A 12987-nucleotide genomic window follows, 5' to 3' on the forward strand; every position below is an offset into this window, starting at 1 on the left:
AATTTAGCATGGCGAAGATGGAGAACAGGACCCGAAGATGGGTTTTGCTGGGTGGTGGAGCCGCCATTCTCATCGGCTTTGCGGTCCGTGAATACCGCCTGATCCCCCAGGATTATGCAGGTCGTCAGCTTGATGTGACCGAGGCGCACAGGCAAGCGGTCAGTGGTGGCTTGCTTTTGGTCGATATCCGCACGCCCCGGGAATGGACAGCGACTGGCTTGGGCGAGGGGGCACATCCGCTTGACATGCGCCGCGCGGATTTCTCCGAGGTGCTCGGACAATTGGTAGGCGGGGACCGGAACGCTCCGGTTGCGTTGATTTGCGCGCGGGGCGTTCGATCGGCCCGGCTCGGCAACCAACTGAGCACGGCCGGCTTCACCAATATCATCGATGTGCCCGAGGGCATGCTGGGTTCAGCTGCAGGACCCGGCTGGGTTCGGACCGGGTTACCAATCAAAGACTACAAAGGGGGCGCCTGATGAGATTCAAGCCGTGGATGGCGATCTGTTTTGCGCTGTCCGCGCAAATGGCTCAGGCCGCGTGCGGCGCAGTCGAGGGAATGTGTGAGACCGAGTCCGGCGGGTATCAGATCGAACTGCCCGAGGCGGACAATCCGCCGATAGTGGTTTTTTTGCATGGCTATGGTGGCAGCGGAACCGGCACGATGAAAAACCGGAGCATGGTTGATCCGTTGTTGGCCCGGGGATACGCCGTGATGGCACCCGAAGGTGCGATCAGCAATGGTCGCCAAAGCTGGAATTTCTATCCCGGTTGGGACGGGCGAGATGAAACAGCCTTTCTCATCGAAGTTGTCGATGATGCGGCCGAGCGGTTTGGTGTCGATCCCGAAAGAGTGGTTCTTGGCGGATTTTCTGCCGGCGGGTTCATGGTCAACTACCTGGCCTGCGCAGCACCGGATACGTTTTCAGCATATGTCCCGGTTTCAGGCGGGTTCTGGCGTCCACATCCCGAGGCCTGCGCGGGTCCGGTGCGCCTGTTTCACACCCATGGCTGGACCGACAACGTCGTTCCGCTCGAAGGGCGTTTTCTGGGTGGCGGGCGCTTTCAGCAAGGCGATATCTTTGCAGGGCTGGAAATCTGGCGTGATACCAATGAATGTGTCGACAACCGTCCGGATGGCTTCGGCCAAACCGATGAGTTCCTGCGTCGGAAATGGACCCGTTGCGCTGAGGGCAGTGCGCTGGAACTCGCGCTGTTTCCCGGTGGACATTCCGTGCCCAAAGGGTGGTCGGACATGATGCTGGACTGGTACGAAGGATTGCCCGGCGGCTGATCATTCCGCCGGGGTCATGGTGCCCTTGCCCTCAATCAGGCGCTTCAACTCGTCCCGGTGCCGGCGCGCTGACCGGGTGATTGCCGGTTCATCGAAGTCCTCGCGCATTCCAACCATGTGACGGGCGGCCCCGGCCGATACACCGCTGAGCGCAGACAGCGGAATGGCCAGTGCCAGGCTGATGGCAATCGGTGCCAGCCAGAACGAGACCAGACCTGCCAGAATACCGATGCTGAGGGCGATGCCGCTGATGGTTTCAAGCGAGTGGCACAACACGAGTGTGCGCAGCTTGTATGTGCTGCCGTCCCGCGCCTGGGGCGACCAACCTTTTTGGAGGCCCAGTGCAGTGCGAAACACTGCAATCATCTGTTGCACCATCAGAATTGGCGCATACAGGATCGACAGGACCACTTCGGCCAGGAAGGATGTGAAAAACCGCCGACCACCGCCAAAGTCAGAATATCGCACCCCGGAAAGAGGCAGAGCGGCGACGCCCAGGACCTTGGGTGCCAGCAGCATTGCATACATGACCAGAATGATCAGAACATGGCGTGTTTCGGTCATTTCCGGCCATTGGGGAAAGAGTGGATTTTCAGGGCTGAAGTAATGAAGCACGGAGGCGTCCTGTCCCTGACCGATCAATGCCCACATCACCAGCAGGGCGAACCAGAGCGGTGACATCAGGTATCCAACCGCCCCATGAAACATGTGGAACCTGGACACAGAGCGAAAACCGCTGGTTCCGAGCAGTTTCAGATGTTGCAGGTTACCCTGACACCATCGCCGGTCACGCATGGCGTGGTCGATCAGGGTGGGGGGCGTTTCTTCGTAAGAGCCACGGATTCGCGGCAAAAACCGCACGGCCCAACCGGCCCGGCGCAGCAAGCCTGCTTCGACGAAATCGTGGCTCATGATCAGTCTGTCTTTTCCGTTGACCGAACGCAGTTTTGGCAGACCGGCGCAGGTGGCAAAGGCCCGGGTGCGGATAATGGCGTTATGACCCCAATAGTTGCCTTCCTGTCCACACCAGCGAGCGAGCCCCTCGGCAAACGCGATCCCGTACACGCCGTTGGCAAACTGCTGCATCCGCGCAAAAACGGATTGCGCGCCGATCAGCTGCGGATAGCTCTGGATCAGCCCGGCGCCGGGATCACGCGCCAAAGCATCGGTCAGACGGGCAATTGCACGACCGGTCATCAGGCTGTCGGCATCCAGTACCAGCATCGCATCCCAGTCATTGCCCCAGCGGCTGACCCAGTCGGCAATGTTGCCGACTTTGCGATCAGTGTTCTGGTTCCGGCGGCGATAGTAGAGTTCCAGTCCGGGCGCCAGGGTTGTGCGCAGCGCTTCGATACTGGCCTGTTCCTGCGCGGCGATGTCCGGGTCGCGCGTATCTGACAAGATGAACATGGCATAATGGTTCTGACCGCCGCGTGACTGCAAATCTTCCAGCATCGTGCGGGCATTGCCCAGAACGTACCATGGCACCTCGTTGTAGACCGGCATCAACAGGGCAACGCGCAGAGGGTCCGCGCGGCTGCGCCGCACCGGGGGCTCTTGCCGAGAGAGCGAGATCATACCCAGCAAAACGGTACAAACCGTGAAAGATATCCAGAAGAAATTGAACGAGATCAGAGTCAGCAGAATGCCCTCGATCACATTGATCCCCTCGGCTCCGAACCAGTCGGTCATGACCCATAGCAGGCCCAGCGTTGCGGCCATGGCTGGCGAAAAGGCCAGCGCGCGCCAGAACCCCGTGGATGATCGCCGAGAGGGCGGCACATCCGCGTCACGGAAACCCGTGCGCAAGTCCTGCGTTGGCATCGCCAGCGGAGCCTCGGGCGGCATGATATGCAAGTCTTGGCTCATGTGGTCCATCTGTACAGCCAGACCTCGGACGCGGCCTGTTTCCCAAGCCGCAACTGTGCCCTCAGTTCGACATGATCGCGATCGGAAGGTTCAAACGAAAACGCAAGACGCACGCCGCCTGTGTCCGGGTTGTATTGCAATACGCCATCGGATGTTTCGGCATGCGGCGATTGCACGTAGATTTTGATTGCGTCGAGATCTTCAAAAAGCTCGCTGGCTTCAAAGTCAATGACGGCCAGCCGCCCTTCGCCAAAGGTGTTTTCGCCCATCGCCGTGTTGATCACGCGTGGCATCGACGTGCGTTGGGGCTCTTCCCCCCAGATCAGAGAATACGATAAATCGACCTGTTGGCCCGAACTATAGGGTACAGCGGGTCGCCAATAGGCCACGATGTTGTCGTAGATCTCCTGATCGGCCGGGATCTCCACCAGTGTAACCGTGCCTTTGCCCCAATCGCCTTTTGGTTCGACCCACAAACCCGGTCGTTTGTGATAATTGGCTTCGAGATCGGCATAGTCCGAAAACATGCGTTTTCGCTGCATCAGTCCAAACCCCTGCGGGTCCGTATCCACAAACGAAGAAATCTGCAGCCGGGTTGGGTTCGCCAGAGGACGCCAGATGACTTCGCCCGCACCGTTGCGGATCATCAGCCCGTCACTGTCATGCACCGCGGGTCGGAAGTCATCGAACCTGCTGTGGTTGGTCTGATCGAACAGGAACATCGAGGTGCCCGGTGCGATACCCACGTGATCAAGCTCGACCCGTGGGAAAAGGGTGGCCTCGACGTCCATAACGCAGTCTGCGCCGGCGGTTACGTCAAAACGATAGGCGCCGGTGACGCTGGGGCTGTCCATCAACGCGTGGACAACCATGTTACGCTGGCCGGGTTTGGGGCGCTCCAGCCAGAAACGGATAAATTCGGGGAATTCTTCGCCTTCCGGATCGCCGGTTTTCAACGCAAGCCCCCGCGCCGACAGTCCATAGACTTCGTGCAGGCCAATCGCGCGAAAATAGCTGGCGCCCTGGAACACGCAGAACTCGTCGGTTTTGCCGGGCCGGTGCATTTCTGTGCGCAGGCGCAGACCGGAAAATCCAAGGGTCTCGTCCACGGGGAGCTTTGGGACGTCGTCTGACTTGTCGAACATGTCCAGGTCAAAGACGACAGGTTTGGTCATGCCATCTTCGACGGTCGACACCTGAACCGTCCGCGGGAAGTAAAGGCCCGGTGTGAAGAAATCGACGTTGAACGGGGTTTCGGTTTCAAACCATAACGCCCGATCCAACCGGAACCGGATCGAGCGATATTGGGGATATGTCAGATCCTGCCATTCCTGCGGCACCATCTCGCGTTCGGCAAACGGGCGGCTGGCAAGATCGCGGGCCAGGGCAATAACGTCATTGCGGTCAAACGGAACGTCCCCTCCTGTGGCAAAGGTTGCGGGCGCCATGAACAGCGCCGAGGTTGAGGCCAAAAATGCGCGGCGGGTCAAATTCATTTCTTTAATTTCCAAGGCTGTGACTTAAACCACGCGGCCAGATAGGCCACGCCGATGATCATGGCAAAGCCAATCATGTTGGCGACGAAAACACTGGCAACATCCCGCCCAGTCTGGTCCAGACCGACGCCGATCAGCCGGGCAGCGGCCATCGAGAACACGAACACGGCAAGCGACTGCTGACCCACCTTGGTGATCAATTTCAGCACCACCTGCCAGACGCGTGCCCCGAGGCTGTGACCGGACGCTATCAGGCGGTGGCCCTGCTCGCCTGCTACCACCCAGCCCAAATAGGCCAGCGACAGGAAGTGTAGATACCGAAACAGGCCGAACTCGGTCTTGCTGCGGAATTCTTTGGTCAGGGGCCAGACTTCGCGGATTTGCTCGGCCAGATCGGGCGCTGCGGACTGAATCCACAAAAACACCTTCCACGACCCGAAAGGCGCGGACAGAACCAGGAACAGAACCGCCGCCCAGATCAGGGTCTTGGACACTGGCGGCGCCGGAAGCCAGCCCCGCATAAAGGCAAAGCCGGTAAAGAACAGCAGTTGCCAACCGAAAGGGTTAAAGAACCACTGTCGGTCCGACCAGGGCTCGGCGGGCAGCGCCAGAACACCCGTCTGCGCGACCAGCCAGATTCCGACCGACGTTGTGGCAACGGCCCAGAAGCCGATGCGCGACAAAGCCATGAACATCGGCATCATCGCCAACACGACCAGATACATCGGCAGGATGTCGAAATAGTTTGGCACATAAGTCAGGGTGAACAGCCCGACCATCTGCGGCAGGGGGTCATTAAAGAAATGCTGCAGGTTCAGCGACGACACGTAGGTTTTTTCGAACAGCCCGGAAGTGTCCAGCGCGGCCATGCTCATGGCGACGAAAAAGAACAGGCAGATATGGGCCCAGTACACCTGCCAGATGCGAAACACCACGCGGGCCGTACCCATCCACCAGCCCTTGCGCATGAAGGCTCCGCCGAAAGCGATTGCCGAGGCCATTCCGGAACAGAACACAAAGATCTCCGTCGCGTCGGAAAAGCCGAACCGCGCCGGAATCCATTTGGCCCAAGGGTCGTTCGGAATGTGGGCAATCAGGATAATAAACATCGCGATGCCGCGATAAAAATCCAGCCGGGGATCGCGAACACGCGCCGTGGGGGCTGCGGCTGAGGCCGCAACCGGAGCAAAATCAGAAGCGGGCGAAACGGTCGCCATGCGGTTTCTGTCCTTCTTGGTCTTATTGTTATTCGGCGGGGACGCTCTGCGCGTCGCCACTGTCGCGGGCCGCGTCGATCAGGGCACGACGTGCAAGGGCGTAGTTGTCTTCGCCCCCGGCACGTTTCGCCCGCCGGTCGTCCAGAATGTGCTCAACGGCATCCAACCGACCTGCGCGCAAGCCGGAATCGATCGTGATGCGCTCGAAAACGTCGCGCTGGGCATGACTGCCACCGGCCAGTTGCATGGATCCGCGAGCGCTCGACAAAAAGTCGAAGGCGGCACCATATTGACCTTCACCGAATGCTTCCAACCCTTTGGCTGCGGCCACGCCCGGATCGGACATCCGGATGGCGGTGTCGCCGTGATTGCGACCGGCATCTTTCTGAATGCGCTGCAACAGCTTGCCTGTCGCGTCCGGGCGGTTGTCCCCGGTCAGCGCCAGCAGATAGTGCAGGTCAGCAAAAATCAGGCATCCGTCCTCGGTCCGGGCGGCGCTGAGATCGGCCAGTTCCTCCCAGCGGTCTCCCACATTGACGCCCTCAAGTTCCAGGCGTGACAGCAGCGAGGTGGCATTCGAGATGTCGCGATAATCGTCTGTTTTGTCCTGCCGGATGTTCTGGTCATAGAGCTCGATCACCTGATCAACCTGACCCAGATCGAGATGCATCAATGCCTTGTGCCACCACACATGGTACCGGAAGTTGTTGCAATGCGCCCAGGCGTCTTCGCGCCCAGCCAGCCAGTCGAGACCCAATTGCGCGTTTCCGGTCATCTCGTGCACATGGGCCACGGCATGCAGACCCCAGGCGTCGTCCGATACCATCCACAGCGCCTGGCGCCCTGCGATTTCAGCCTTTTCGTAGGCGCCGGTTTCTTCGAGCGCAAAGGAATGACACCCCAGAAGATAGCCCCGTCCCGCATGGTCTGGTTCATAAGAGGGCAGAACCCGTTCAATCGAACGACGCATGCCTTGGGCGTCGCCCAGCACGAAACGGGTGGCGTGGCTCAGCTTCATGGCCAGCGTGTCTTCGGGATGGGCGCGCAGAATCTCTTCGAATTTCTGGACAGCTTGCGATGGCAGGTCCGACAGGTACAGTGCGAGGGCTTCGACATAAAGCTGTTCGCGGACGGACACCGGCTGGCGTTCCATCGCCGCTTTGGCGGCTGCCAATGCGTCGTCCGCGACAGGTAGCATTTCACGCCTGCTCAGCAGAACCATGAACAAGCCTTTTACGGCATGACCCAGCGCGAAATCCGGCTCAAGCTCAAGCACCTGGCCCAGATGTTGCGGCGTAATTGCCGCGTGGGCCATGAACCCAAGCAGAACACCGTTCCAAGCGTCGACACTCGCCGGCTGGTTCAGGGTGTTCATTTGTCCGAAAACGTCTTGCTTCATGCTGGGGTCCTATCTGATTGAGATATTTGACACTGTTCGATTTACCAGAGTGTGCCGCCGGGTCGTAACAGTATCGACCCTGCTCTCGAATTGGTGAAAACCCGTGTGTGCTAAAAACGAAAAAAACCGCCGATTCAAGGGCATGTTTCAGCAAGTTGCCGCCGAAATGTGCAAGTGTTTCAAACGTCGAAGGGATTTTCGGCGCTCAGTACCACCTTGGTGTCCGCCCCGAAAACGGGCGGCGCCGTGCGATAGGTCACAGGTGTTCGCGACAGGTTCAAAGGATTCCCGATCAACTGAACTTCGCCGGGGTCGGCTTGCATGCTGATTTTCATCTGCCGCGCGGCGGCCTGGTCGGTGTCAAAAACCTGATCCAATGTCTGAACCGGACCAACCGGGACTTTCAAAGCCTCCAGCTGCGCAATGACCGTTTTGGTCGAAAACGAGCGCATTGCCGGGCGCAGTACCGCATTCAAGGCTTTGCGGTGTTCCAGCCGCGCCGGATTGGTCGCAAAGCGCGGGTCATCTGCCAGTTCGGAGGTCCCGATGAAGCCACAGAAACGGCGGAACTGGCTGTCATTCCCAACCGCCAGAATCACGTGCCCATCGGCTGTTTCATAAACCTCGTAGGGCACGATGTTGGGGTGCCCGTTCCCGCGCCGCTGCGGCACCTTGCCTGATGTCAGGTAATTCACGCCCTCGTTGATCAGCCAGGCCATTTGCGTGTCGACCAGCGCAAGATCGATCTGCTGACCTTCGCCAGTCAGATCGCGGTGGCGCAGCGCGGCCAGAAGGCCGACAGCGGCGTACATGCCGCACATGACATCGGCAATGCCGACCCCCACTTTCATCGGCGCGCCGTCCGGGTCTCCGGTCAGGGACATGATCCCTCCGTAGCCTTGCGCCATGAGGTCATATCCGGGCTTGCTGGAGTTCGGCCCGGTCTGGCCGTAGCCCGATATGGAACAATAGACGAGGCCGGGAAGATCCTGCGCCAAGCTGTTGTAATCCAGACCGTATTTGGCCAGCCCGCCGGGTTTGAAGTTTTCGATTAGGATATCCGCATGTGCCGCGAGCCGTTTGATTTCGGCCTGCCCATCAGGCATCGTGATATCAATGGCTACGGATTTCTTATTGCGGTTTGCGGACATGAAATAGGCGCTCAGATCCGAACGATTGCCTGCTGCATCCTCGACATAAGGCGGACCCCATTGACGGGTGTCATCACCACCTGTGGCGGGGTTCTCGATCTTGATGACGCTTGCCCCCAGATCTCCCAGCAACTGCGTGCAGGTCGGGCCCGCCAGAATGCGGCTGAGATCCAGAACCTTGACGCCTTTGAGAGGCCCTTCAGATCCGGCCATCATACCCTCCACGCTCGATTTCTGCGGCAATAACGGTGAAACGGTCTGCTTTCACCGCCTCATCCAAAGCTGCCCGCAGTTCTGCGCGGTTGCGTACGGTATGTCCATAGCCGCCAAATGCCTGTCCGATCGCGGCAAAGTCATGGCGGTCAAAGTCCACGCCCCGGTTTCCCATCTGGCGCTGACGTTGTTTCAATTCGATCAGCGCCAGGCTGGCGTCAACGAATACCAGAAAAATGGGATTGCCGCCCATTTCGGCGGCTGTCGACAGTTCTCCGGCCACCATCAGAAATCCGGCATCGCCCGAAAAGCTGATAACAGGGCGGTCCGGTTCGGCCAGTTTCAGGCCCATCGCCATTGGTACGGCACACCCCATCGTGCAAAGCGCGGAGGACTGGATCAGGCCTCGTGCTTCCGTGCAGGTCCACATCTGGCTCAACAGGATGCGATGGGCGCCGCTATCGGCGGTGGCCAGAGTCTCAGGGGGCAGGGCGGCGCGGGTCTCGGCAATCACGGCAGCCGGTCCCCAGTCGTCATCCACCGGAAATGCGTCAGCCAGCGCGGATTTGACCTGCCCCGGCTCACCATTGGGCCATGTCCTTCGGGCGTTGTTGCCCTTGGCGATGGCTTCCAGTGTGGTCCCGGTATCAGCCACAAGGTTCAAACCGGCCTGGTGCATGTAGTGATCATTGACGACGGCCGAGATATCGATGACCCGCTTGTCATCGGGGTCCCAGATTTCACGCCAGCCGGGGCGCATTTCAATAGGGTCATAGCCAAGACACAGGACCAGATCCGCCTGATCGACCAGCGGGACGAGGTGTTTGTCGGCCAGCGGTGACAGGCCTGCCGCACCCAGACACAACGGGTGATCCTCGGGAACCACACCCTTGGCTTTGTACGTGGTGACAAAGGGGATGCTGAAATGCTCAAGAAACGCCTGAACAACACTGCGGGAGTCGTCATAGAGGACGTCCAGCCCGACAATGGCCAGAGGGCGCTGGGCCTCGGCGACCCAGCGGCGGGCTTTTTCAAGACAATTTCCTTCGGGCGTTACGGCTGCCGGTTTGGCAAGCCGGCGACGTTTAGCCGTGCTGACGCGTGTATCGGCAACCGAGATCGGCACGTCGATATGCACCGGGCCGGGGCGTGGTTGATTGGCCAGAGAAACTGCCTTGTCCGCGACAATATCGGCGCCTTCCGCCGTCATCAGGAACGTTCCCTTGGTGATCGAGCGGTACACTTGGCCATGGTCCATGACCTGATGCGTGTAGGTCAGCGCCTCGTCGGCATCGACGCAACCGGTCAGAACGATCATCGGCACCCGGTCCTGCAATGCGTTGGCCACCACATTGATCCCGTTCATCGCACCGGGTCCCAGTGTTGCGACCAGGATCGCGGGTGCCCCATCGCGATGGTGCACGGCCTCGGCCATGAAACCGGCCGCGTTTTCGTGTTTGGTGAGGTGAAACGTGATCCCGGCCTGTTCCAGTGCATCCACCAGCGTCAGAACCTCGCCCCCGGGCATTCCAAAAGCGTGGCGGCATCCGGCCTCATAGAGCCGTTGCGCCAATAGATCGGCCGCGCGGGGAGAAGGGTCCTGCATCAGTCATGCTCCGAATTTCTTATTGCAGAGCAGATTGCGGAGGACGCATCCGGACGCAAGGCGGATCACGCCAGTGTGACTATTTGACAGCGCTTTCCGCAATGGCTTGGAACCTCGCGTCGAGCTCGGTTGCGATGTCGGTCAGGGCCTCGCCGCCCTCATAAACATAGGGGGCGAAAACAAAGCTCGGGGTTTTGTACGAGAGGGTGGCTGTGCCGTCGGGGTTTTCAGTTACATACAACCGGATGGGGGCTTCGATCATTGCCGCCGTCGATGTTTCCAACACCCGCACGGCATAGTCGTTATTGAACACGCCGATCACCCTGTTGCCGGGAATTGTGATGCCTCTGGCAGCGGCCGCTTTGGTCGGCCCGGCCTGTGTCACCACAATCAGCCCGTTTTCTTTAACGGCGGCCCTGGTGTCATCGACCAGTTGCTCATAGGTTTTGTCAGACTCATAAGCAGCCCATCCAACAGGTGGTTCCGTGATCTCCGCGCGAAGAGGCATTGCCAGAGCACACAACACAAGACAGAGCGATCTCATAGGGGCGTCTCCCAGATTTAGTTTGATCAAGAGATGCCAGAAAAAGTGCATATGCGCACTCACAATCTCGTACATTGATCGCCCGCGCGGTCTTGTACGGCATCAGCGGAACCCGCAATAACGGCAAAGCGAAAGGCAGGTTTGAACTTGGCAGACAACCGTATTTTGATTTGCAGCAGTTGCACGGGCGCACGGGATCGCACAGCCGAGCGTGAGGCGCTTCAGGCAGCGTTGCAGCGTGGCGGACTGGCAGATCAGGTCAACGTCGCCGAGCATGCGTGTTTCAGCGGATGTGAAGAACCTGTTTCGCTGGCTTTGCAAGGACAGGGCAGGGCGTCTTACGTGTTTTCCGGGGTCGATGTGGTGACAGATGCAGATGATATCGCTGCAACGTGTCGAGCCTACTTGAGCAGTCCAGCGGGTTGGATCGAAGATGCCCGCCCGTGCGGACGTCTTCGTCTGTGTTTGCGGGCACGTGTGCCCGCGCTTCAGTCAACCTGAACTGTGACCGATGCAGTGACCGGCACGTTATCGACCATTAACTGACCGTGGCTGTTTGCGTTGAGGGACACCATGATTTCCACTTCGCCTGTGGGCAGGTCCGGGATGTGCATCCAGTTGCCATACAAACGCGCCAGTTTAACACCGTTTGCATAGACATGCGCGTGGCCTTCTCCGGGCTGATCACCTGTCGACGCATTCTCGGGCGCGAAACGGAAGTTCTGCGGCATGACATGCAGATTCCAACCGGCCATGGGATCACGGGTCACTGCGATCTCTACGCCGGGTGCATCCGGACTGGATGCGAGGTGAACCATCGCGGAATGATCATGCGCTTCAGCCTCTGCCTGATGGGCTCCGTGATGCGTGGGATCGGAATGGTCATGGCCATCCAGGGTGACGCTATTCGCGGCAGCCAGAACAAAGCCTGCACCGCCACCAAAAACCAAACCAATTGCAAATAAAGCAAGTGAGCGGGACATTTTTTATCCTCGGGAACAGAAAACCCGCCGAGCCTTCCCCGGCGAGTGATGAGATTGGTGCTCAGGCTTTCGCTTCGATAGTTTTGGCTTCTTTCCGCCAGAAATACCCTGCAAAAGACCCAACAAGAACCCAAGCCACCAGCCCAATGCCAAACGCGCGTGCGGCAAACAGCGCGCCGATTTCGGTGGGCACCGGGCCTGTAAAGACGTCTGGTTCGGGCGCACCGATGAGGTGTGGAGCCATGAGCAGGGCAGCGGCAATGAAATAGCTGACCATGTTACCACCGAACGCAATCAGCCACATGGCGACGGCAGCTGCGGCAACCGTGGCAAACCACCATACCTGACGTGCATAAATGTCTGCTGCGGCGACGCCGGGCACTTCAGGTGCCAGGGTGAAACCGGGCGCAAAGTGAACCGCGACAAACCCCGCAAGCCCCCACAGCACCCCAGTGCGCCCGTCGACCTTCTGGCCCTGACCCTCGGCGACGGACATCAGCGCAACCAGAATGATCGCATATCCGGTATAGGTCAGCATGGTAAAGATCACGCTCAGAGCGTCACGCTGAAGGTCCGAGAACATGCCCGGCAACTCGGGACGCGCCGAAACGGCCTCACCCCCGAAATGAACCAGTTCACCGGATTCGTATAATTCCGCATGCAGCAGAACCGGCTGCACGAAAACAAGCTGCAGAAAGGCGGCAATCAGCCCCGCTGCAGCACCAGCGAACAAGGCGCTGGTCAGAATGCGACCGAACATTGGGTCAGTGGCAGGGGAAGCCGGTTGCGTGACGCACGTCGTGGGCCGCATCGTGCAGCGCCGACGCCTGAACATGTCCTGCGAGCGTGACGATGCCAAGACCCAGAGCCATGGCAAACATGACTGGCAGAAGACCTGCGCGCGTGGCGGACGCCGTTTGGGTATGTGTTGTCATTTCTTGTCCTCCTGAGCCGCCGCACCCGACGACCGGTGATTTCCATTCACGTCTGGCAGGTCTCCTGGCTTGCGGGTCAGTGCCTCTGTTCGCCTTCCCCCCAAAATGCTGGGAGTGGCTGGTTGAACAGGGGCTCACCGCTTACAGTCGCGGGGGCGGCTTTGGCTTTGGCTTCCTCGGAAGGCGCACCAAATTCCCTCTTAGCATCCGGATGTCTCCGGCGGGACCAGACACCTCAATTTAGCCGCGAATGTCAAAGTGGCGCAATCGCCATTTGCGA

The 12987-nt window shown here is 59.4% G+C and carries 13 protein-coding genes and 1 riboswitch; of the genes, 3 read left to right on the forward strand and 10 right to left on the reverse strand.

The window, feature by feature from the left end:
• The first annotated feature begins 8 nt into the window (after window positions 1-8).
• The gene (locus ACR3E0_RS07505) at window positions 9-479 is read left to right on the forward strand and encodes a rhodanese-like domain-containing protein (protein ID WP_480477674.1); all 471 of its coding nucleotides are present in this window, start codon (window positions 9-11) and stop codon (window positions 477-479) included.
• Window positions 479-1294: a CE1 family esterase gene (locus ACR3E0_RS07510; protein WP_480477676.1), complete on the forward strand. Its 816-nt coding sequence runs from the start codon at window positions 479-481 to the stop codon at window positions 1292-1294. The genes ACR3E0_RS07505 and ACR3E0_RS07510 overlap by 1 nt, the downstream gene beginning before the upstream one ends.
• Here the strand turns inward: ACR3E0_RS07510 and mdoH are convergent, their stop codons facing one another.
• From mdoH to ACR3E0_RS07545, 7 genes are all read right to left on the reverse strand, one after another.
• Window positions 1295-3163 carry a glucans biosynthesis glucosyltransferase MdoH gene (gene mdoH, locus ACR3E0_RS07515; RefSeq protein WP_480477678.1) on the reverse strand — a complete coding sequence of 623 codons (1869 nt, stop codon included), beginning with the start codon at window positions 3161-3163 and terminating at the stop codon, window positions 1295-1297.
• Entirely contained in the window at window positions 3160-4659 is a 1500-nt protein-coding gene (locus tag ACR3E0_RS07520; RefSeq protein ID WP_480477680.1) for an OpgD/OpgG family glucan biosynthesis protein, read from the reverse strand. Before ACR3E0_RS07520 ends, mdoH begins: the two co-directional genes overlap by 4 nt.
• On the reverse strand, window positions 4656-5876 hold the full coding sequence (locus tag ACR3E0_RS07525) for an OpgC family protein (protein WP_480477682.1): 1221 nt from the start codon (window positions 5874-5876) through the stop codon (window positions 4656-4658). Before ACR3E0_RS07525 ends, ACR3E0_RS07520 begins: the two co-directional genes overlap by 4 nt.
• A gap of 28 nt (window positions 5877-5904) precedes the next feature.
• The gene (locus tag ACR3E0_RS07530) at window positions 5905-7275 is read right to left on the reverse strand and encodes a tetratricopeptide repeat protein (protein WP_480477684.1); all 1371 of its coding nucleotides are present in this window, start codon (window positions 7273-7275) and stop codon (window positions 5905-5907) included.
• Between the two features lie 179 nt (window positions 7276-7454).
• Complete coding sequence (locus tag ACR3E0_RS07535; RefSeq protein ID WP_480477686.1) at window positions 7455-8639, reverse strand: CaiB/BaiF CoA transferase family protein; 1185 nt, start codon at window positions 8637-8639, stop codon at window positions 7455-7457.
• Window positions 8626-10245 (reverse strand): thiamine pyrophosphate-binding protein, encoded by a 1620-nt coding sequence (locus ACR3E0_RS07540; protein ID WP_480477688.1) that lies wholly within the window; start codon window positions 10243-10245, stop codon window positions 8626-8628. Before ACR3E0_RS07540 ends, ACR3E0_RS07535 begins: the two co-directional genes overlap by 14 nt.
• A 79-nt stretch (window positions 10246-10324) precedes the next feature.
• Window positions 10325-10753, reverse strand: a complete 429-nt coding sequence (locus ACR3E0_RS07545) for a DUF302 domain-containing protein (RefSeq protein WP_480477690.1) — start codon at window positions 10751-10753, stop codon at window positions 10325-10327.
• Window positions 10754-10954: 201 nt separating this feature from the next.
• On the opposite strand from ACR3E0_RS07545, the gene ACR3E0_RS07550 reads away from it, so the two are divergent.
• The gene (locus ACR3E0_RS07550; RefSeq protein ID WP_480480972.1) at window positions 10955-11290 is read left to right on the forward strand and encodes a DUF1636 family protein; all 336 of its coding nucleotides are present in this window, start codon (window positions 10955-10957) and stop codon (window positions 11288-11290) included.
• On the opposite strand, the gene ACR3E0_RS07555 is transcribed toward ACR3E0_RS07550, so the two are convergent.
• The 3 genes from ACR3E0_RS07555 to ACR3E0_RS07565 form a co-directional block, all read right to left on the reverse strand.
• A complete protein-coding gene (locus ACR3E0_RS07555; RefSeq protein WP_480477692.1) occupies window positions 11278-11772 on the reverse strand; it encodes a hypothetical protein in 495 nt (164 codons plus the stop codon). The two genes, ACR3E0_RS07550 and ACR3E0_RS07555, sit on opposite strands and share 13 nt — an antisense overlap.
• A gap of 61 nt (window positions 11773-11833) precedes the next feature.
• Window positions 11834-12532 carry a CbtA family protein gene (locus tag ACR3E0_RS07560; RefSeq protein WP_480477694.1) on the reverse strand — a complete coding sequence of 233 codons (699 nt, stop codon included), beginning with the start codon at window positions 12530-12532 and terminating at the stop codon, window positions 11834-11836.
• A 4-nt stretch (window positions 12533-12536) separates the two neighbouring features.
• Window positions 12537-12707: a CbtB domain-containing protein gene (locus ACR3E0_RS07565; RefSeq protein ID WP_480477696.1), complete on the reverse strand. Its 171-nt coding sequence runs from the start codon at window positions 12705-12707 to the stop codon at window positions 12537-12539.
• A gap of 37 nt (window positions 12708-12744) precedes the next feature.
• A riboswitch (cobalamin riboswitch) is annotated at window positions 12745-12953 on the reverse strand.
• Window positions 12954-12987: the final 34 nt, after the last annotated feature.

It is taken from the genome of Ruegeria sp. AJ12 (genome assembly GCF_056536245.1).

Bases quoted from the DNA above. Each gene is read 5' to 3' on its own strand.
- ACR3E0_RS07530 (WP_480477684.1), bottom strand. From the start codon at position 7,275: ATGAAGCAAGACGTTTTCGGACAAATGAACACCCTGAACCAGCCGGCG.
- ACR3E0_RS07540 (WP_480477688.1), bottom strand. From the start codon at position 10,245: ATGCAGGACCCTTCTCCCCGCGCGGCCGATCTATTGGCGCAACGGCTC.
- ACR3E0_RS07535 (WP_480477686.1), bottom strand. From the start codon at position 8,639: ATGGCCGGATCTGAAGGGCCTCTCAAAGGCGTCAAGGTTCTGGATCTC.
- ACR3E0_RS07560 (WP_480477694.1), bottom strand. From the start codon at position 12,532: ATGTTCGGTCGCATTCTGACCAGCGCCTTGTTCGCTGGTGCTGCAGCG.
- ACR3E0_RS07520 (WP_480477680.1), bottom strand. From the start codon at position 4,659: ATGAATTTGACCCGCCGCGCATTTTTGGCCTCAACCTCGGCGCTGTTC.
- mdoH (WP_480477678.1), bottom strand. From the start codon at position 3,163: ATGAGCCAAGACTTGCATATCATGCCGCCCGAGGCTCCGCTGGCGATG.
- ACR3E0_RS07525 (WP_480477682.1), bottom strand. From the start codon at position 5,876: ATGGCGACCGTTTCGCCCGCTTCTGATTTTGCTCCGGTTGCGGCCTCA.
- ACR3E0_RS07565 (WP_480477696.1), bottom strand. From the start codon at position 12,707: ATGACAACACATACCCAAACGGCGTCCGCCACGCGCGCAGGTCTTCTG.
- ACR3E0_RS07510 (WP_480477676.1), top strand. From the start codon at position 479: ATGAGATTCAAGCCGTGGATGGCGATCTGTTTTGCGCTGTCCGCGCAA.
- ACR3E0_RS07505 (WP_480477674.1), top strand. From the start codon at position 9: ATGGCGAAGATGGAGAACAGGACCCGAAGATGGGTTTTGCTGGGTGGT.
- ACR3E0_RS07545 (WP_480477690.1), bottom strand. From the start codon at position 10,753: ATGCCTCTTCGCGCGGAGATCACGGAACCACCTGTTGGATGGGCTGCT.
- ACR3E0_RS07555 (WP_480477692.1), bottom strand. From the start codon at position 11,772: ATGTCCCGCTCACTTGCTTTATTTGCAATTGGTTTGGTTTTTGGTGGC.